This is a genomic window from Sporosarcina sp. SAFN-015 (assembly GCF_059415085.1).
Map to the genome: position 1 here is coordinate 340,276 of NZ_JBPFDR010000002.1, position 19,320 is coordinate 359,595.

The following is a 19,320-nucleotide window of genomic DNA, read 5'->3' on the forward strand; positions in this document are numbered from 1 at the left end:
GAACGAATTACAATATGGGTGGGGGGCTGACAAATATGAGAAAACTGGATATATCACTAATTGGTGTTCCACTCGACTACGGACAAAGCAGAAGAGGAGTGGATATGGGACCGAGTGCCATCCGTTATGCGGGGGCAATAAGAAGATTGGAAGCGATCGGACATACGCTGAAAGATGAAGGGGATATCCAAGTAAGCTCTGTCGAACATAAAGATCGTGAAGCTACAAACTTGAAGAACTTGGAGGAAGTCGTCCAAGCAACGAGTGAACTTGCGAATCGGGTTGCTGAAGTCGTAGAAAAAGGGAATTTCCCACTCATCCTCGGAGGCGATCATAGCATTGCAATTGGGACGATTGCAGGATTATCGTCAACGTATAAAAACTTAGGTGTCATCTGGTATGATGCGCATGTTGACATGAATACTGCTGAAACGTCACCATCAGGTAATATCCATGGAATGCCGCTTGCGGTTCTCATGGGCCGGGGGCATGAAAGATTAGTAAATATCTTTAAAGAAGGGCAGAAAGTAAAGCCCGAAAACATTGTCATTATCGGAGCTCGTTCAGTCGATCCAGGCGAGCGTTTATTAATTAAAGATCTAGGCATCAAAGTATTCACGATGCACGAAATTGATCGCGATGGCATGACATCGGTCATGAAGGAAGCGATTGCTTATTTACAAGCAAAGAATGTTGATGGTGTCCACTTGTCATTGGATTTGGATGGCCTTGATCCTCTCTACACACCTGGAGTCGGAACACCGGTGCCAGGCGGAATCAGCTATCGCGAAAGCCATCTTGCAATGGAGATGCTCGAGGATTCGGGTATGATCACATCAGCAGAATTCGTCGAAGTGAATCCGATCCTCGATGAAAAGAACAAAACTGCGGATGTCGCAGTCGGACTAATGGGCTCATTGTTCGGAGAAAAATTATTATAAGGCAGGCCGCTTGGATTAATATCCAAGCGGTTATTTTTTGTGAAAGAATTTCCTAAAAGAACGGAAATATTTATCAATCTTTGGTAAAATAAAAAATATGGATTAAAAAAATGAAACCAGTTGGACCCTTCAAACGTATAGAAGGAACAGCCGCATAGAGCGGAGGATGAAAGTCATTGGATGAATTGGTCAATAAAAGAATAAATGATGTGATCAAAGGCGATCAGGATGCATTCGAAGAAATTGTCACCATGTTTCAACATCGGCTGTATCATGTTTGTTATCGAATGCTCGGCAATCCCCAGGAAGCGGAAGATATAGCTCAAGAAGCATTTGTGCGTGCATATGTGAACATCCATACGTACGATCAGAAACGGAAATTTTCCACTTGGTTATTTCGGATTGCAACAAATTTATGCATCGATAGAATTCGTAAAAAGAAACCGGATTATTATCTTGATGCGACAGTGCCTGGAACGGATGGCCTAAATATGTATTCGCAGATTGCAGCAGCCGGCGACTTGCCGGAGGAAGAAGTAGAGCGTATGGAAGCACAGGATCGTGTCCAATATGAGATTGGAAGGCTTCCTGAAAAATATCGTTCTGTTATCATCCTAAGATATATGGAAGAATTGCCGTTGCAGGAGATTAGTGATATTTTAGAATTACCACTTGGAACCGTAAAGACCCGAGTTCACCGTGGCCGGGAAGCGCTACGGAAACAGATGGGTAATATGTAGGAGGGAATTAAGTATGAATACGTGTCAGGAACCAGTGATCCATTTAATGCACGCGTATTTAGACGGAGACATTAGCCGCCAGGATGAGCAATTGCTGCAGAAGCATTTAGCTGACTGTGAACATTGCAGGGAAATGATGGATGAATTCAAAATGTCGGCTTTATTCCTGAAGGAAGCTGCTCCAATCCAAGCCCCGGACGGATTTGTCTCAGGCGTCATGGCACGTCTCCCGAAAGAAAAATCGCAAGCAGGTTTTCAACGGTTTTTACGCAGGCACCCACTCGTGGCTGCGGCTGCACTGTTTTTAATATTAATGAGCGCGACGCTCTTTTCTAGCTTCGGCAATAATCAGCAGTTTTCATTCACGAAGCAGCCAAATCTGATCGTTGAAGGGGAAACGGTCGTCGTCCCTGCTGGCGAAGTGGTGAAGGGGGATATCGTCGTCAAAAACGGCAATCTTCGAATTGAAGGAGAAGTGGACGGCAATGTGACTGTCATCCGCGGTACGAAATACATGGCTTCGACGGCAGTAGTTACAGGAAAAAGCGAAGAAATTGATCAGGCCTTTGATTGGTTATGGTATAAAATAAAGTCGACAGTCAAAGATATTTTCCCTTCTAGCGATGGAGAGTCGGGGGAATAATGATTGCACGATCGCCTTCCCGGCATAGGGTGGGCGATTGTTTTTTATTTTTTATGAATGAACGATTGGTACATAGGGAAAGGAAACAATACACCAATCAAAAACGTTCCCATTAGTAGCCAGTCCTTGTTCGTTTTCAAGAGCACTGAAACTGGGCTGTATGATATACTGAAGTAAAGAATATGCGATGAAGGTGAGGGAAGCGCATGCCTGGTTGGGAAATGATTACAAACTCAAGTCCGATTGAAATACTGAAAAATATAGTGGATGTGCTTCTCGTTTGGTTTGTTTTCTATAAATTAATCACCATCATAAAAGGCACGAAAGCCGTACAGCTATTAAAAGGTATTTTCGTTATTTTATTTGCCCGTATTCTTACTGAATATCTTGGACTTGATACATTGAAATGGATGTTGGATCAAGTGTTGATGTTCGGGTTCCTTGCTATTATTATCCTCTTTCAACCCGAAATACGCCGTGCGCTGGAACAACTTGGTCGAGGCCGTTTGTTTGCGAGGTCTGCAATGCAGGAAGAAGAGGAACGTGATCGCATGATCGACGCTTTCAACAAGTCGGTGAGCTATATGGCGAAACGACGGATTGGAGCGCTTATATCGATTGAACGGGAGACAGGGCTTAGTGAGTATATTGAAACAGGGACTCCGTTGAACTCGATCGTCACTTCGGAATTGCTTATCAATATATTCATCCCAAATACTCCGTTGCATGACGGGGCTGTCATTTTACAAAAAAATCGCATCGCTGCTGCAGGATGCTATCTACCGCTTTCGGAAAATCCTTTCATTTCAAAAGAGCTCGGAACCCGACACCGGGCAGCTCTCGGTATCAGTGAAGTGACCGATGCAATCACAATTGTCGTTTCCGAAGAGACAGGTGCAGTAAGTCTTACGACAAATGGAGATATTAACAGGAACTTGTCAATGGATGAATTTGAGCAGCAACTGCGGAAAGTATGGTTTGGAGCAGAACCTGAAACCTCGTCTACTTCATTCTGGAAATGGGGGAAACAGAAAAATGGATAATCTAATGGACCGCCCATGGTTTCTCCGTATTACGGCATTGGCGCTTGCCATTATCCTTTTCTTTTCCGTTCAGGCGGAAGAAGATAAAAAGACAGGCTCCACAATCGGTGATTCACAGGATGTCCTTCGCGACGTCCCAGTAGAAGTTTTTTATGATAATGAAAATCTCGTCGTCACAGGAGTGCCGAAGACCGTCAATATGTCGATTGACGGTCCCGCCAACCTTGTCCAGACGACAAAGTTGTTGAAGGATTTTACATTGAAGGTCGACTTGAGAAGCCTCGAATTGGGAAGGCATACAGTTAAGATCCAAGCTGAGAACCTTTCGGAAAAATTGGATGTGCGATTGGACCCAGCAACGGTGGACGTCGTCATCGAAGAGAAAATATCGAAATCATTCCCGGTAGAGCCTGAGTTTAACGAGCGATTACTTGCAGAAGGTTTCAATGCAGTTAGAAAAGAAGTGGAGCCTTCTATGATCCAAGTGACAGGCGCCAAAAGTGTCATTGAATCCATCAGCTTTGTAAAGGTTTCAGCAACAGGCGAGCAGGGCATTGATAAATCGTTTGAGCAAAAAGCCCGTGTCCGCGTGCTTGACCGGGATCTGAATAAATTGAATGTCATAATTGAACCCGAAGATGTGACTGTCAAAGTGGAAGTGAAGGAAAATAGTAAAGAGGTGCCGATCGTTCTAAGGGAAAAAGGTGTTCCGGGTGAGAACATTGTAATCGACTCCGTTTTCTCAGAGATGAAGACAGTGACACTTTACGGACCGCAGAAGACGTTGGAGTCTATTGGCGAAATCCGGGTAGATGTTGATGTTTCGAAAGTGAAGGAGTCAGGGACAGTAGAGTTGAATGTTCCAAAACCGAAGGGAGTTTCAAAACTTTCGGAGGACAAGGTCAAAGTGAATATTCGAGTTACGACTATGAATGGAGAAGATCCTCCTCCTGACGTATCGATGGAACCGACTGAGGAGGATGTTACTAAGGAATTCAAAAACATTCCTGTCGCTGTGAAAGGGCTTGATGAGAAATTTAGCAGTTCCTTTCTGAAACCAACTGAAGGTGTCGTTGATGTAACAGTGACGGCTAAAGAGGAAGTTATTAATTCACTAGACGTTTCAGACTTCGATATTAGCGTCGATGCTTCCGGGACGAATGAGGAAGGCGAACACTCATATCCGCTTTCTGTAGTTGCGCCTGACGATATTGCTTGGAAGATTTCAGAGGATGAAGTGACGCTTGAAATAAAACTCGCATAATGAAGAAGTTGATTATGAGCATTGAAAGGGAGTATGGATAATGACAAAGTATTTTGGAACAGATGGCGTCCGTGGGATTGCAAATAAAGAATTAACGCCTGAGCTTGCTTTTAAACTTGGTAGAATTGGCGGATATGTGCTGACGAAAGATTCACAGGAGACGTCACAAGTTCTTGTCGGCAGGGATACTCGCATATCTGGGCACTTATTGGAAAACGCTTTGATTGCAGGCCTATTGTCTATGGGAATCGAAGTAATGAGGCTCGGGATCATCAGTACGCCAGGTGTAGCTTACTTGACACGTGTCATGAATGCCCAGGCAGGTGTCATGATATCGGCATCCCATAATCCATTTGAGGATAACGGCATCAAATTTTTCGGAGCAGACGGGTTCAAACTGACAGATGAGCAGGAAGATGAAATTGAAACCCTCTTGCACGAAGAGACGGATAACCTGCCTCGCCCGGTAGGAGCGGATGTTGGAACTGTAACGGATTATTTTGAAGGTGGCCACAAATACATCCAATACTTGAAACAGACGGTTGATGAGGAGTTTACAGACCTCCATATCGCCCTGGATTGCGCGCATGGTGCTACTTCTTCATTGGCAACACATGTCTTTGCTGATTTGGATGCGGACTTGTCAACGATAGGTGTCTCACCGAATGGTGTGAATATCAATGACGGCGTCGGATCGACACATCCGGAAGGACTCAGCCAGCTCGTAATCGATAAAGGCGCAGACATCGGACTTGCTTTTGATGGTGATGGAGACCGCCTCATTGCAGTCGATGAACTGGGTAGGATCATTAACGGAGACCAAATCATGTTCATCATAGGGCGTCACCTCCAATCGAAAGGCCGCCTAAAATCCGACACGATTGTTTCTACTATCATGAGCAACCTCGGCTTTTATAAAGCGTTGGAGCGACAAGGCATGATGAGCGTCAAAACAGCTGTTGGAGACCGATACGTCGTCGAAGAAATGAAAAAAGGGAACTATAATCTCGGCGGTGAGCAATCTGGCCACATCATCTTGCTTGATTACAATACGACAGGAGACGGCCTATTGACGGCGTTACAGCTTGTCAACATCATGAAACGGACAGGAAGAAAGCTATCCGAACTTGCGAACGAGATGACGATTTACCCGCAGGAGCTCGTGAACGTCCGTGTTACAGATAAAAACAAAGTGACCGAAAATGCAAAAGTTGCTGCTGTTATTAAGGATGTAGAAGAGGAAATGGCCGGAAACGGCAGAGTACTCGTCCGTCCATCAGGAACGGAGCCACTCGTCCGTGTAATGGTTGAATCACCAGACCATGATACTTGCAAACGCTTTGTCAATCGCATTGCAGAAGTCGTTCGTGCAGAAATGGGAACGGAAGAATAAGAAACAGAATGAAGCTGTAGCAGAAAGTCGATAATTGACTTTTTGCTACAGCTTTTTTGTGTCAGTGGAAAGCCGCATTTATAGAAAATGCGTCATCCGCTCAAGAAAGTGGAAGCGCGCTCAAGAAAACGAATTAGCGCTCAAGAAATTGGAATTGCGCTCAAGAAAACGAATTAGCGCTCAAGAAATTGGAATTACGCTCAAGAAAAACGATTTGGCGCTCTAGAAAGTGAAATCGCGCTAAAGATTACGATTTTGCGCCCAAGAAAGTAGTTTCCATGCTCAAGGATAGCGAAATTGCCTCTCCTAGAATTATTCAAAAAAAATCGCACCCATAATGGGATGCGATGGAAAATACCACTTAGAATACACGCTGGAATTTATTCCGAATGATGATTGCTGTGGAATTTAAAATGAACAGTGCCACAAGCAATACGATGATCGTGGCGGCTGCCAAATTGGCGTATTCCGCAACTAATGAAGCATCCAACGTCCAGTAATAAATCTGTACCGGCAACACCGTAAAACGGTCCATAATGCCTCCTGGGAACGGTATGAGCAATGCAGGAATGCCTATGACGACGAGTGGTGCTGTTTCTCCAATTGCACGAGATAAGGAAAGAATTGCGCCTGTCAGGATTCCTGGCAATGCTGCCGGTAGGATGATCCGCTGAATCGTTTGCCATTTAGTTGCCCCTAATCCATAAGAACCTTCGCTTAAATGGAAAGGAATTGACCGAATTGCTTCTTGGCTTGCCACGATCACAATCGGCAAAATCAGCAGCGACATTGCCAAACCGCCAGCAAGGACGACGTTTCCAAGGTTTAACGCTCGTACAAATACTGTCATTCCAAGTATTCCGTAAACAATGGAAGGAACGCCCGCTAAGTTGGAGATATTCGTTTGAATGAACCCGAGTACTCGACCTTTCTTCGCGTACATCTCTAAGAAAATCGCAGTACCAACCCCTAAAAACATCGTGACTGGAGCAACGACAAGCATGAGCCAAAACGTTCCGAGAATTGCTCCCATAATTCCCGCGCGCTCCGGTTGTGTAGATAATTTACCTGTTAGGAATTCCATGTTAATGGAACCAATGCCGTCAGCTACAACTTTGTATAGTAAAACGACGAGAAAGAACAAGCCGAAAAAGGCGGACAGCATAAAAATGTACTTCGAAAATTGATTCAAGAGCATACGGAACTTAGTTCGACGGATATGTTGGTTTTCGTTTAGATGTTTCATGTTAGTATTCCTCCCTGAACTTCTTGGAAACAGCCCTTGCAAGAAGGTTCATAATGAGTGTGAAAACGAATAGCGTCATCGCCACTGCGTATAAGCTATAGTAAACTGTTGACCCAGCAGGAGCATCTCCGCCCGTTACCTCTACAATATAAGCGGTCATCGTCTGCATCGACTGTGTAATGTCAAAAGTGAAGTTTTTCGTACTGCCGCTCGCAATTGTCACAATCATTGTTTCTCCAATAGCTCGTGATATTCCAAGGACAAACGAAGCGATGATGCCGGATAAAGCAGCAGGTATGACAACTTTGCGAGTTATTTCAAGCTTTGTGGCGCCTAATCCTGCCGCTCCTTCACGCATTGCGTTTGGAACGGAGCTCATTGCATCTTCGGATAGGGAAGCAATCATCGGGATGATCATGACACCCATGACTAAACCTGGACTAAGAATATTCGTCGCTTGAAGGCTTGGAATGAATTCACGCAAAAGTGGCGTCACAAAAGTGAAGGCGAAAAAGCCATAGACGATTGTCGGTACGCCTGCCAGCAGCTCAAGCACCGGTTTGACGACTTTTCTAACTTTCGGAGACGCATATTCACTCAAGTAAATGGCGGCCATCAACCCGATTGGTGCGGCTACAGCCATTGCTATTAAAGACGAAGTTAAAGTACCCATCAATAAAGGGAGCAGTCCAAACTCAGGGTTCTGGCTTAGTGGTCTCAAGACAGTGCCCGTAAAGAAATCGAGGAATGGCACCCGTTTAAAAAACTCCACCGTTTCGGATAACAGTGTCCAAATGATGCCGATTGTCGTCAGGACAGATATGGAAGCGATCAATGTGAGGAAGATGGGAATTAGCTTTTCGATTCTTCTTCTGATTGAATTGCTGCGCTGATTTTGGTCGATCATGTCTCTAATATTCACTTTATCTGCTTTTGGAAATTCATGATTTATCATTATTGAAACTCCTTCCGGTAAGATGCAAGAGGATGAAGACTGCAGGCAGCCCTCATCCTTTTCTCGTCTAGACTCAATAGCCTAGGCGCTTGCGCTTTTGTTGCTTACAGGCCTTCGAGGAAGCTGACGTTTTCTTTTACTTCAGATTCTGGAATTGGTGCAAAGCCTGTTTCACCAGCGAAAGTATTAATATTGTTCATAACGTAAATTGCAAAATCTTTTACTTGCGGTTTTTCTTTTGCATGGTTCACATTCAAGTATGTGAAGACCGGGCGAGTGAAGTCCGCGTAAGCTCCGTCTTCAGCAATCGTATCTAATGCCGGCTCTACTGGACCATTTCCGAAGTCGACCGCGACAGCGTTCAACTTATCTTGGTTATTGACGTAGTAGCCGAATCCGAAGAACGCGATACCGTTTTTATCTTCAGAAACGAGGTTTACAAGTGTCGAATATTCTTGCTGTAAGTTGACTGAGCTATCCATATCTTGCTTATCAAGAATGCTTTCATAGAAGAACTCATATGTTCCGTGGTTTTCATTCGGTCCCATAGCATTGATCTTTTCATTCGGCCAATCTGGATTAATGTCAGACCAGTTTTCAACAGTGCTATCTGCAAGGAAAATGCTAATTAATTGTTCAGGCGTCATTTCTGTCGCCCAATCATTATCTTTATTGATGACGAAAGTAAGACCGTCCAAAGCAACTTTCAATTCTTTTACTTCAATACCGAGCTTATCCGCTTCTGCAGCTTCTTCGTCTTTGATTTGTCGGGAAGCATCGTTGAAGTCTGTACCATTTTCAACGAGGAATTTCTTGAAGCCTGCACTTGTACCTGCACGGCTCACTTCAACAGAGACGTTCTCTTGTTCGTTCACCATGTACTCCTCAGCAAGACGAGCCATGAGCGGGTATACTGTTCCGGAACCGTCGATTGCAACGCTGCCTTCCAGCTCTTCGCCAGAAGATCCTTGCGCGGAAGCTTTGCCGCTGCCTGAATCTGTGTTGTCATCATCTTTGCCGCATGCTGCAAGGACAACTGCAAACGCAGCCATGACCATGAATAAAAGAAACTTGTTGAACTTCATTGATAAATCCTCCCCTGAGTTATGTTCTAATGTAGATGAAGGAATCTCCCTCACAACTAAATCATAACGGCTGTTTGTTAAGTGAGTATTGTAAAAGTGTAAATGTATTGTAAATTGATTTTAAATGAAAAAATAAAAACCCGCTTTTAATAAGCGGGTTTCTATATCGTAAAGTTTAACCGAATCGGCCGTTAATATAGTCTTCTGTCATCTTATCTGAAGGATTGTTGAAGATAGTCGTCGTGCGGTCATGTTCAACCACTTCGCCATTGAGGAAAAATGCAGTACGGTCGGAAATACGTGAAGCTTGCTGCATATTATGTGTGACGATGGCGATTGTAACATCATTCTTAATAGAACGGATCAATTCTTCGATCTTATGTGTAGATACTGGATCGAGTGCCGAGGTCGGTTCGTCCATCAAAATCACTTCAGGATCGATGGCGAGACATCTAGCGATACATAGCCGTTGCTGCTGTCCGCCGGAAAGACCGTATGCGCTCTTATGCAACCTGTCTTTTACTTCGTCCCATAATGCTGCTTTCCGTAAACTCTCTTCCACGATGACGTCGAGCATCGCCTTGTTGCGGATGCCGTGGACTCTTGGTCCGAAAGCGACGTTTTCATAAATTGATTTTGGGAAAGGGTTCGGCTTTTGGAATACCATGCCGACTTTCGAACGGAGAATTTCGACAGGCATCGCCTTGCCTAAAATATTATTCCCTTTGAAAGTTACATTTCCTGAGATGGAGACATCGGCTGCTGTTTCCACCATCCGATTCAATGTTTTTATGAATGTAGATTTGCCACAACCTGATGGGCCAATGATAGCTGTAACTTCGCGTTCATTAATTGCCAAGTCTATATTCTTTAAAGCATGCGACGTGCCGTACCAGAGATTCAAGCCGTTCGTTTCATAAATCGGCTTCCGCCAGCTTTCATTTCGTACGACTGATAATGGTTTTTCCTTTATACGTTCATGAAGTGAAATTGTCATTTGAAATCCTCCTAGTTGGATTGAGGCTTACGTATAGTGTACGGGAGGATTATTGAGTGAGTATGAAGGCGATGTAAAGATTTTGTAAATGAAAAAGGCCATCCCCGACTCGGATAGCCTTTCATTTCATTCAAAAATATAATGCAATGCCTTCACGGCTTGGTCGACGGTTTCGACAGTGGCATGTGCTTTGCGTGATAGCTCTTTTAACGGATGATGATGCTGTTCGGAACGGATAAGGATAAGCGGCTTGCCGTATGCGACTGCAGCACTCGCATCCATTGCCGTGTTCCATTGCTTGTATTGCTCACCGAATAGAGCGATAACAAGATCGGCTTTCTTCATTAATAGTTCTGTCCGTAAATTGTTAAAGCTAGAAGCGGCTGCGTCTTTAAAAATCGCATTCGGCTGTTTGCCTAAAATCTCTTCACCGATATTATCTGAGCGATCGTGGTCTTCCATCGGGCCGACGAAGTCAATCGGCAAGTTTAAAGCAGCAACTTTCTGTTTCACTTCTTCGCGCCAAGATGTATGGATTTCCCCTGCAAGATAAACCGTTAATCTCATAAAAAATCCCTCCCTGAAATGATGGTTCCATTATAGCATTCATTCGAATTAGATTGCCCAACGTTGCATGAAAGTTTAGAATTAAGGAAAGAAAAGGGGGAATATGAATGAAAACGATTTGGCACAATGGCAAATTGTATACGATGGAAAAGGAAGGAGAAACCGTCGAGGCGTTGCTGACGGAAAACGGTAAAATTATCGCGGTAGGCGATTATCATGAATTAAAAGGTGAAGCGAATAACGAAATCGACCTTAATGGAGCGGTACTCTACCCTGGGTTCATCGACAATCATATGCATATAATCGGGCACGGTCAGAAGCTGCTTAGTCTGGATTTGTCGAAGGCGAAGTCCGCTGATGACATGATGGATATGCTCATGAACGCTTATCCTGATTTGAAAGCGGACGAGTGGTTCATTGGTGAAGGATGGAATGAGAACAATTTTGCGGATAAAAAGATTTTCACTCGCCACGAATTAGACAAAGTGACTGATTCGCCGATGTTTCTGAAACGGACGTGCAGGCATGCGGCTATTGCCAATTCAAAAGCACTTGAACTCGCAGGTATTACGAAAGATACACCAGATCCGGATGATGGGGTCATTGAGCGGGATGAAAATGGAGAGCCGACTGGCGTATTGAAGGAAGGTCCGATGGATCGGATGCTGCAGCTTATTCCAGAGCCGACCGAGGAGATGCTGACAAAAGCGCTTGAGAAATCGGTCGATGATTTGCTGTCGCTTGGATTGACCGGTGCAGTGACGGATGACTTAGGCTATTACGGTGATTATCGAAATCCGTTGCAAGCGTTCAGAAATGTCATAGGGGAAAAGAAAAAGTTTCGTGCGCATTTATTGCGGAGATCGACGGTATTTACGCAATTGATGGAAGACGAAGCAACGTATGATGAGCCGTGGATCGAACCGGGAGAAATGAAGTTCTTCATCGATGGATCGCTTGGTGGAAGCACAGCTTTGTTAGGGGGACCATATGCGAATGATCCATCTACTTCGGGCACAGCAGTGTTGACAGATAAGGAGATCGATGAACATGTGGCTACTGCACGGAAATATGGGCAGGCTGTTGCGATGCATATGATCGGGGACGGGGCGGTTGAAAAAGGATTGGACGCAATTGAGCGCCATCCAGTGCCGGAAGGGAAGCGGGACCGGCTTATCCATGTGAATGTGCTACGTGATGATTTAGTGGAACGAATGAAGAAACTTCCTGTCGTTTTGGATATCCAGCCAGTATTCGTATCGTCCGATTTTCCGTGGGTGATGGAAAAGTTAGGGGAAGACCGATTGGATTGGGCGTATGCATGGAAGCGGTTGATTGACGAAGGATTCATTTGCGGGGCAGGGTCGGATGCGCCGATCGAAGAGGTTGATCCGTTGCTTGGCATTTATGCAGCGGTGACAAGAAGGAAGCCGGGTGAGGCGCATGAAGGGTATTTGCCTCAAGAAAAGTTGAGCATGTTCGAGGCGGTGAGTTTATTCACATCAGGCAGCGCTGCTACAATTGGCAAAGCAGATTCACGAGGTAAGTTAGGTGTCGGTTTTGATGCGGATTTTACAGTGTTGGATAGGGATTTGTTTGAAGTGGATGAAGAGGAGATTCTTGAAACGGCTGTTGAGATGACAGTAGTGGCAGGGGAAGTTATGTATCGGAAATAACAAAAGTATTTTTGGAAGGAAGATAACATGATGTTAATCGTCTGTTATCTTCTTTTCAGCATGTGGGGGGATCTTATGTTTTATAGAAAAAAGTTTTATACTGTGAAAAAAGAGTTTGTCGAAATCTTTAATGAACATTTCAATAAAACCAACTTGCCTAACCAGTTAAAACACGGGTCCAGGTTAATTGGTCGTTGGATGAAGGAAAATGAAGACGATACTGTCGAGATTTTTGCTATTTGGGAATATGACAGTTATGAGGATTATGTGGAAATTGAAACTAAGATAAGAAATGATCATGCTCATGTGGAGCGTGTGAAGGACTGGTACGCAAAGAACGGTGGCCGAGGTTATGTATTGAAGGAATATATTCTAGAGGTTAAAAATGAAGCCATCACATCGACTCTCGAAGAAAAGGCACAGTGATTGACACACTTGGGAAAACGAACTTGCTCAGGCTGATATAGTAATTGATGCTTGCTAAGGTTGAAAACAATGTTAGGCATGGAATTTTTCAATTAATGGAGTGAGAATAAATGATCGATTTAAGTCACAAACCACTACTACAAGGGGAAAAAGTTATACTCAGACCTTTTAAAGATGAAGACTTCCCCTATATTAAAGAATGCTTGCTAGATCCAGAGGTACTAAAATTGACAGGAAGCAGTTCAGATTTTGATTGGGATAAAACTCTTCAGTGGTACAACACAAGAAATGCACAAACGGATCGCCTGGATCTTGCGATTGTTGACCAATCTCAAGGAAACTTAGTGGGAGAGGCTGTGATCAATTTATATGATGAACAGAATCATAGCATGAATTTCAGGATCCTAATTGGACCAAGAGGAAGGAATCGAGGATTCGGAACAGAAGCAATACAACTTATCATTGAATACATATTTACAAATACGACACTTTACGAACTGACCTTAAGTGTGTTTGACTTTAATCCAAGGGCGAAACATGTGTATGAAAAGTTAGGCTTTGTGCAGGTAAGTATCGATAAAAATGATTTGGAGTTTGAAGGACAATGGATTGATTCGATTAATATGAAATTGACGAGGGAAGATTGGCTGGAAAGAAGAATTGTTTAGCGCACAGAAATTGCTTGATCACGGATGAAAAATTAGAAAACGGAGCAGAAAGGCACCTTCCCCTTCCTGCTCTGTTTATATTTATCCTCTAAACGGCCACCAAACTCCACGGCCAAACGATACAGTAATTGCCGGAATAAGCAACGGCAAGATAATCAAACCGTATAACAGCAATCCGGTAATAACAATCGTCGCGATTTGCACGAGGCTCAATACGCCGGATGGCATCATCGCACCGAATGTACCTGCCAAAATGATCGCTGCAGTAATGATGACCGTCCCCATTTTCGCCATGGAAGTAACTAAAGCGTCCCGGACATTCTTCCCGTTTATGCTCTCTTCACGGAACCGGTCGAGCAGGAAGATCGAATAGTCGACGCCTAACGCAATCAGCATAATGAAGCCGAAGAACGGAACTGCCCAGCTAATGCCGTCATATCCGAGACCGTTGACGAAGATGAGCTCTGTAATGGACACCGATGTATAATAAGTGAGCAACAATGAACCAATCATATACGCTGGCATGATTGCCGAACGGAACAGGATGAACAGCACGACGAACAAGCCGACGAGCATGATCGTCACAGTCCGTGTAAAGTCCTTCGTTGAAATATCATTCAAATCGGCATTCATGACGGAAATCCCGCTGAATGCAATATTCGCTTCTTCGAAAGGAGTTCCGATGACAGACCTGTGAATCGTGTTTTCGATATCCTCCACTGTCCCGATTGCTTCGCGGGAATATGGATCCTGTTCGAGAATGACTTCAAGGATGATGCCCGTTTGCTCATCAATCGTATACCGGTCAATGACAGGTTCGAACTCTTCTTCTGCAAGCGTTCCTTTTGGAATGAACAGCCCTGTATCTCGGACGCTCTTCGTGTCTCCCATATCTTTCATCATATCAGCAAGTTCCGAAAGTCCTTCGTGAATCTCGCCAAGACCTCCGTTAGCTGCATCTACACCATTAGCAAGCTCTTTCAAACCACCAGCAAGCTCGCCCATCTGACCCCCTGCTCCGTCTAACTGATTTGCAGCGCCATACAAGCTATTGCTAACTTTGCCAAGCTCGGTTCCTAACGCTTTCAAACCGCCGGCAGCTTGTGCAGCAGGCATTCCTTGTTCAAGTCCACCGGCAATTTGTGCTAACTGATCGTTGATTTGCTTAATGCCGCCAGCAGCCTGACGCAATCCTGCACCTCCTGAAGAAGCTGAATCCGAAGGCAATTCTCCTGTAACTTCATTCAATCCGCCCTGCACTTGGCGTAGCCCGTCTTGAACTTCTGCAAGTCCGTCGACTGCTTCATTCAACCCATCTGCCATCAGCGCAATTTGATGATCGACATACAAGTCTTCAATTAATTCACCAGTCGGGCGGGTAATGGTGCGAACGCTTTTGACGCCATCGACTTTTTCGAGATCTTTGCTGATGGATTCCAAATAGGTGACATCTTGTTCATTTACAATCTTCGTATCTTTTTTCAAAATGACTTGGACTGGCAATGAATCCCCTTCACCGAACGCTTCGGAAATCCGATTCAGTCCCATGACGGATTCCTTGCTGTCATCGATCTCGTCGACTGTGTTGAACGACAAGTCATTGTCATACGTCATCAGAAGCGGAATTGTAATAACAGCAACAATCAGCATCGAAATGAGCGGGCGTGAAACCGACACTTTGCTGAACGCAATCCATACTTTACTGTCTTTATGCGATGCAGCGCCTTTGGAAGGCCAGAACAATTTATCTTTCAATAAAACCATAAATAACGGAACGACCGTGTAAAGAATGAGTAGTAGAACAGCTATCCCGACTGCAACGGCGACTGCTGATTTGAAAATAGGGAAGTCTGCGAATCCGATCGCTGCAAATCCGATGAATACTGCAGCGGCACTGATGAATAGCGTGCGGCCTGCTGTTTTGTATGTGTTAATAACCGCGTCTTCCACGGCGTGACCTTCTAGCAATTCCTCTTTATAGCGGCTTAACAAGAGAATACAATAGTCGGTTCCTAAGCCGAACAGAATCGCCACGAGGAAGATCTGCGTATAGTTTGAAACAGGAAAGCCGAACCAATCGATGAAAAACGCAACAAATGATTGGCTGAGCAAATACGAAATTCCAACTGCCAATAGTGGAACGAAAGGTGTCACGATCGAGCGGAATACAATCAGTAACAAAGCAAAGATCAGAACGACTGTAATCAATTCCGTCTTTTTCAACCCTTCCTGCGCGCTAATATTAACGTCATTGTTAATGATTGCTTCACCTGTCAAATAGACTGTTTCATCTTTAGGCAGAATGTCTGCATGGATTTTATCCGCAAGCTCAATAATTTCTTCCTGAGTTCCGTCCACTGTAACTGGAACGAGGATCGTTTTCTTATCCTCCGAAACGAGCTGTTTCTCCATATCTTCACTTTCAAACGGATCGAGTACATCCTTCACCGGTTTCCCGATCGTTTGGATTTTTTGTGCCACTGCTGAGACATCTTTCTTTAATGCCTCATCGACTGGCTTGTCGAGTGCATATACGAGGGATATCGTATCTTCCGAAGCGCCTGCTTTCTCCAGTATGTCTGCAGCTTTTTGTGACTCCGCCGTATCCGGCAACTGGAACGAACCAGCGTTCTCTGCCTGTTTCGCTAGGTCAGGAGACAAGATGAATAAGATCGCAGTAAGCGCAACAATCCCGATAAAAATGGGCCATTTGAATTTCAGCACATGTTTCATACTTACATTCCTTTCATATGTAAAATATCTTTTAATTTCCGAAACGTGTTAACGAACGTATCAATTTCATGTTCCTCTACTTTTCCGACGAACAGCTTTTCAATGCTTTCATAGACGGCTTCGTCGGACTTTCTGAGAACTTCTTCTCCAGAAGTGGTCAACCGAACAATTTTCGCACGTTGATCATTCGGATCCTTATCGGAGGCAACAAGCCCTTTTTCTACCAACTTCTTTAACCGGGTTGAAATTGCACTCTTATGCACTCCTTGTATTTCGGCCAACTTTCCATTTGATAAGGGACCTTGCGTTGAAAGTATTTTCAGCACTTGAATCTGCTCAGGTGAGTATTCATCCCAAACATCGACATTGACCGATTTTACAACATGCTCGGATCCGTAAATTAACACTTCCTGAAACAACTCGATCGCTTCTTCCAGTTTCTCTCTCAATATAGTAGACCCCCTCAACTAATATACATAGTTTAGGGGGTCTACTAATTTGCGTCAATGGATAAGATAGGTCGCTTGGGAGGGGAGGACGCGAGAAAGCTTGATAGGATGGGGCGTAGGAGGATTGTGACAAAATCGTGGCAGAAACAGAAGACAAACTGAAAGGCACTACGGATGTACCGCGTGCCTTTACTGGATAAGGTATTACTCCGCAGTGCCTGTAATAATTCCTTCAATCTCTCCAATCGGCAGAGGACCATACTCGCGGCTATCGTATCCCCGCCACCATTGATCAACGAGAATGAACACCGTATTTTCTTCAACAGGTACGGCTGCCATGTTCATATTGAAGTACTCCCTTGTTGATTGTTCATCCCTATATACGCTCCTCGGTACCGTATTGAAATACTCTTCCTCACCTGCGCCGCGCCTGGTTGCTTTCCCGTAAAACGTATCAAGCCTCTTTCCGTCGATAAACACTTGACCGCCTTTAATTTCAACCATTTCACCGGGCAATCCGACGACTCTTCCAATATACATGTCAGGAACGGCCGAATTTTTGGCAATGACGGATGCAGGCATACGATAGTAAACGGCTTGCCCCCGCTGTAACTCTTCGAAATCAGTTGAAACGACAAGCTGCCCATGCTCATGGAATTCGAAGTCATGATTACCCCTATCCATTGAATCTATGCTCCATTCGATCAAAAATGTATGTTCCGTCTGTGGGGCGTAATCCAAACGTTCGGGTGTTATGTCATCGGTGATTACCTCAAGAGTGTCCAAATAAATCCTTGTGGAATATTCGACACCGTCTTCACCGGCAAGGATTCGCGGTCCAAGTTTCTCGAAGTGATAAGTGAACCCCGTCTTGCCATCGACCTTAAGTGTGTACGTATCGCCCCTCTGTGTAACTGTGTAATTTTCGTACGTTCCAGGGATTAACAAGGGCTCCTTAATTTTGTAGCCACGTAAGTATGCTTCCCTATCCACTTTGCCTGATATAAAACTTGAACCAAGGAAGTCATCTTTAATTGTCAAGGAAGTTCCATTGAATTCCAAAACGTATCTTGTAGGACTCGTTAGACTTGATTGTTCTAAAAGCATGCCATCCCATGAAGCCGTTACATTCCTTGTATCAGAACCACCAATGGTTGCATATAATCCGACGCTAACTGAAAGTAGAACAATAAGTGAGATGAAGGTAGGGAGCAATGTATTTATCCGAAACGTTTTCTTAGGGTGGGTTGAAGTAAAGATACTCCGGTGTATTTTCTCTTTCTGTAGGGAGGAAGGTTTAAATGGTTGGCCTAGCTTCTCCAACTCTTGCGCTATATCATCATCGGATAAGTGTTTCATTCGTAAAACCACCTTTCTCTAATTCCTCTTTGAACGCGGCAAGTGCCCTCGATAGGCTCATCTTCACTTTTCCTTCCGACCAATTAAGGACGGCCGACGTTTCTTTTGTCGAAAACCCTTGGATTTTCCGCAGGATAATGACTTGCTGGTAACTTGGCTTTAGTTGGTTGAGCGCTTCGTAAAATTGCTTTTGCTGTGTATTAAGAAGGACAATTTCCTCCGATGAACGTTCGTGCTTGGGGTTATGCATATCAAAATAATACGTAATGGGATTCCTCTTTCTGAAATAACTCATCGTCGTCGTGTAGGCGATACGGAAAATCCAAGTTTTGACGAGAGAGTCCCCTTTGAATTGATGTTCATTCCGGATAACCTTCATAAATGTCTCTTGCGACAAGTCCTCGGCTGTATGGGAATCTTTCACGAGCATGAGGATGTAACTATAGACGGCATCATAATATTCATCAAACCACGCTTCACTCGACAAATCATTCACCTCACTTGTTACTTACTTAGACGCAAACTATGAAAATCGGTAACGGGTTTATAGTAAGATTAGGGAAAATCATTAAATAGATAGGGGGGCAAGAGGAATGAGGGGTATTAAGTTTCAAATAAGGAACGTTTACGGCAAACAGTTGGCTGATCTCTTAGTGGATATAGTCGACCCGAAGTGGGTGTGGTCCATCGATCCGGTCGAATCGTATAAGGTGAAGAACGACGCCTTGTCAGATCCGCTTTTTTCGGAAGCAGTTATGGATGGTCCGGAGTTTTTGGAGTTTATAGATACACACGTCCATTATCTCATATTTGCAGACTTGAAAGCTTTCCCAATACGAAAAAATATCGTCGAAGTGAAAAACTATGAAGACTTTATGCGCACTGATTGCCAGCTGGCATTTCTATTAATCGATTCTGTGTACACGCACATTCTATCTAAAGATGAAGAGATAATCCGCAAGTTTGGTGAACGTGCGCGGTCGAAAGGCTTCGCGGAAATCGAGTACCTAACGGATGAAAGGGTGAGTGGAATGCTGCTGACGGTTTGGGGGTAGAGGGGGGCGGCTGTTCAATCGAAAGCCTAGAACGATCCCAACAAAAAACGGCTGCCTATTATACCTAGGCAGCTGTTCTA

Annotated in this window: 19 protein-coding genes; 10 read left to right on the plus strand and 9 right to left on the minus strand. The window is 44.3% G+C overall.

The window, feature by feature from the left end; translation table 11 throughout:
* Positions 1 to 35 precede the first annotated feature (35 nt).
* The 6 genes from rocF (at position 36) to glmM (ending at position 6,024) form a co-directional block, all read left to right on the plus strand.
* A complete protein-coding gene (rocF, locus tag ACR65H_RS04765) occupies positions 36 to 941 on the plus strand; it encodes an arginase (RefSeq protein WP_440499017.1) in 906 nt (301 codons plus the stop codon).
* A 176-nt stretch (positions 942 to 1,117) separates the two neighbouring features.
* On the plus strand, positions 1,118 to 1,681 hold the full coding sequence (gene sigW / locus ACR65H_RS04770) for an RNA polymerase sigma factor SigW (protein WP_440499018.1): 564 nt from the start codon (positions 1,118 to 1,120) through the stop codon (positions 1,679 to 1,681).
* Positions 1,682 to 1,694: 13 nt separating this feature from the next.
* Positions 1,695 to 2,324 carry a zf-HC2 domain-containing protein gene (locus ACR65H_RS04775; protein WP_440499019.1) on the plus strand — a complete coding sequence of 210 codons (630 nt, stop codon included), beginning with the start codon at positions 1,695 to 1,697 and terminating at the stop codon, positions 2,322 to 2,324.
* A 206-nt stretch (positions 2,325 to 2,530) separates the two neighbouring features.
* Entirely contained in the window at positions 2,531 to 3,367 is an 837-nt protein-coding gene (gene cdaA / locus ACR65H_RS04780) for a diadenylate cyclase CdaA (RefSeq protein WP_440499020.1), read from the plus strand.
* A complete protein-coding gene (locus ACR65H_RS04785; protein ID WP_440499021.1) occupies positions 3,360 to 4,631 on the plus strand; it encodes a CdaR family protein in 1,272 nt (423 codons plus the stop codon). Before cdaA ends, ACR65H_RS04785 begins: the two co-directional genes overlap by 8 nt.
* Positions 4,632 to 4,671: 40 nt before the next feature.
* On the plus strand, positions 4,672 to 6,024 hold the full coding sequence (gene glmM / locus ACR65H_RS04790) for a phosphoglucosamine mutase (protein ID WP_440499022.1): 1,353 nt from the start codon (positions 4,672 to 4,674) through the stop codon (positions 6,022 to 6,024).
* A 361-nt stretch (positions 6,025 to 6,385) separates the two neighbouring features.
* On the opposite strand, the gene pstA is transcribed toward glmM, so the two are convergent.
* The 5 genes from pstA to ACR65H_RS04815 form a co-directional block, all read right to left on the minus strand.
* Positions 6,386 to 7,270: a phosphate ABC transporter permease PstA gene (gene pstA, locus ACR65H_RS04795; RefSeq protein ID WP_440499023.1), complete on the minus strand. Its 885-nt coding sequence runs from the start codon at positions 7,268 to 7,270 to the stop codon at positions 6,386 to 6,388.
* Position 7,271: 1 nt separating this feature from the next.
* Positions 7,272 to 8,225, minus strand: a complete 954-nt coding sequence (gene pstC, locus ACR65H_RS04800; protein ID WP_440499024.1) for a phosphate ABC transporter permease subunit PstC — start codon at positions 8,223 to 8,225, stop codon at positions 7,272 to 7,274.
* A 104-nt stretch (positions 8,226 to 8,329) separates the two neighbouring features.
* The gene (locus tag ACR65H_RS04805) at positions 8,330 to 9,310 is read right to left on the minus strand and encodes a PstS family phosphate ABC transporter substrate-binding protein (protein ID WP_440499025.1); all 981 of its coding nucleotides are present in this window, start codon (positions 9,308 to 9,310) and stop codon (positions 8,330 to 8,332) included.
* 175 nt (positions 9,311 to 9,485) lie between these two features.
* Positions 9,486 to 10,307, minus strand: coding sequence for a phosphate ABC transporter ATP-binding protein PstB (gene pstB / locus ACR65H_RS04810; protein ID WP_440499026.1), 822 nt, complete (start codon positions 10,305 to 10,307; stop codon positions 9,486 to 9,488).
* Positions 10,308 to 10,433: 126 nt separating this feature from the next.
* Complete coding sequence (locus ACR65H_RS04815; RefSeq protein WP_381441689.1) at positions 10,434 to 10,874, minus strand: YtoQ family protein; 441 nt, start codon at positions 10,872 to 10,874, stop codon at positions 10,434 to 10,436.
* A 107-nt stretch (positions 10,875 to 10,981) separates the two neighbouring features.
* Here ACR65H_RS04815 and ACR65H_RS04820 point away from each other — a divergent pair, with 107 nt between their 5' ends.
* The 3 genes from ACR65H_RS04820 (at position 10,982) to ACR65H_RS04830 (ending at position 13,644) form a co-directional block, all read left to right on the plus strand.
* Positions 10,982 to 12,550: an amidohydrolase gene (locus tag ACR65H_RS04820; protein ID WP_440499027.1), complete on the plus strand. Its 1,569-nt coding sequence runs from the start codon at positions 10,982 to 10,984 to the stop codon at positions 12,548 to 12,550.
* Positions 12,551 to 12,625: 75 nt separating this feature from the next.
* A complete protein-coding gene (locus tag ACR65H_RS04825; protein ID WP_440499028.1) occupies positions 12,626 to 12,976 on the plus strand; it encodes an NIPSNAP family protein in 351 nt (116 codons plus the stop codon).
* A gap of 110 nt (positions 12,977 to 13,086) precedes the next feature.
* Entirely contained in the window at positions 13,087 to 13,644 is a 558-nt protein-coding gene (locus ACR65H_RS04830) for a GNAT family N-acetyltransferase (protein WP_440499029.1), read from the plus strand.
* An 81-nt stretch (positions 13,645 to 13,725) separates the two neighbouring features.
* Here ACR65H_RS04830 and ACR65H_RS04835 read toward each other — a convergent pair whose 3' ends face one another.
* The 4 genes from ACR65H_RS04835 to ACR65H_RS04850 all read right to left on the minus strand — a co-directional run bounded on the left by ACR65H_RS04835 (position 13,726) and on the right by ACR65H_RS04850 (position 18,681).
* Positions 13,726 to 16,377 (minus strand): MMPL family transporter, encoded by a 2,652-nt coding sequence (locus ACR65H_RS04835; protein ID WP_440499030.1) that lies wholly within the window; start codon positions 16,375 to 16,377, stop codon positions 13,726 to 13,728.
* Positions 16,378 to 16,379: 2 nt separating this feature from the next.
* The gene (locus ACR65H_RS04840) at positions 16,380 to 16,826 is read right to left on the minus strand and encodes a MarR family winged helix-turn-helix transcriptional regulator (protein WP_440499031.1); all 447 of its coding nucleotides are present in this window, start codon (positions 16,824 to 16,826) and stop codon (positions 16,380 to 16,382) included.
* A 204-nt stretch (positions 16,827 to 17,030) separates the two neighbouring features.
* Positions 17,031 to 18,185, minus strand: a complete 1,155-nt coding sequence (lepB, locus tag ACR65H_RS04845) for a signal peptidase I (protein WP_440499032.1) — start codon at positions 18,183 to 18,185, stop codon at positions 17,031 to 17,033.
* On the minus strand, positions 18,166 to 18,681 hold the full coding sequence (locus ACR65H_RS04850) for an RNA polymerase sigma factor (RefSeq protein ID WP_440499033.1): 516 nt from the start codon (positions 18,679 to 18,681) through the stop codon (positions 18,166 to 18,168). The genes lepB and ACR65H_RS04850 overlap by 20 nt, the downstream gene beginning before the upstream one ends.
* A 97-nt stretch (positions 18,682 to 18,778) precedes the next feature.
* Between ACR65H_RS04850 and ACR65H_RS04855 the strand changes: the two genes are divergently transcribed.
* The gene (locus ACR65H_RS04855; RefSeq protein ID WP_440499034.1) at positions 18,779 to 19,240 is read left to right on the plus strand and encodes a DUF2691 family protein; all 462 of its coding nucleotides are present in this window, start codon (positions 18,779 to 18,781) and stop codon (positions 19,238 to 19,240) included.
* Positions 19,241 to 19,320: the final 80 nt, after the last annotated feature.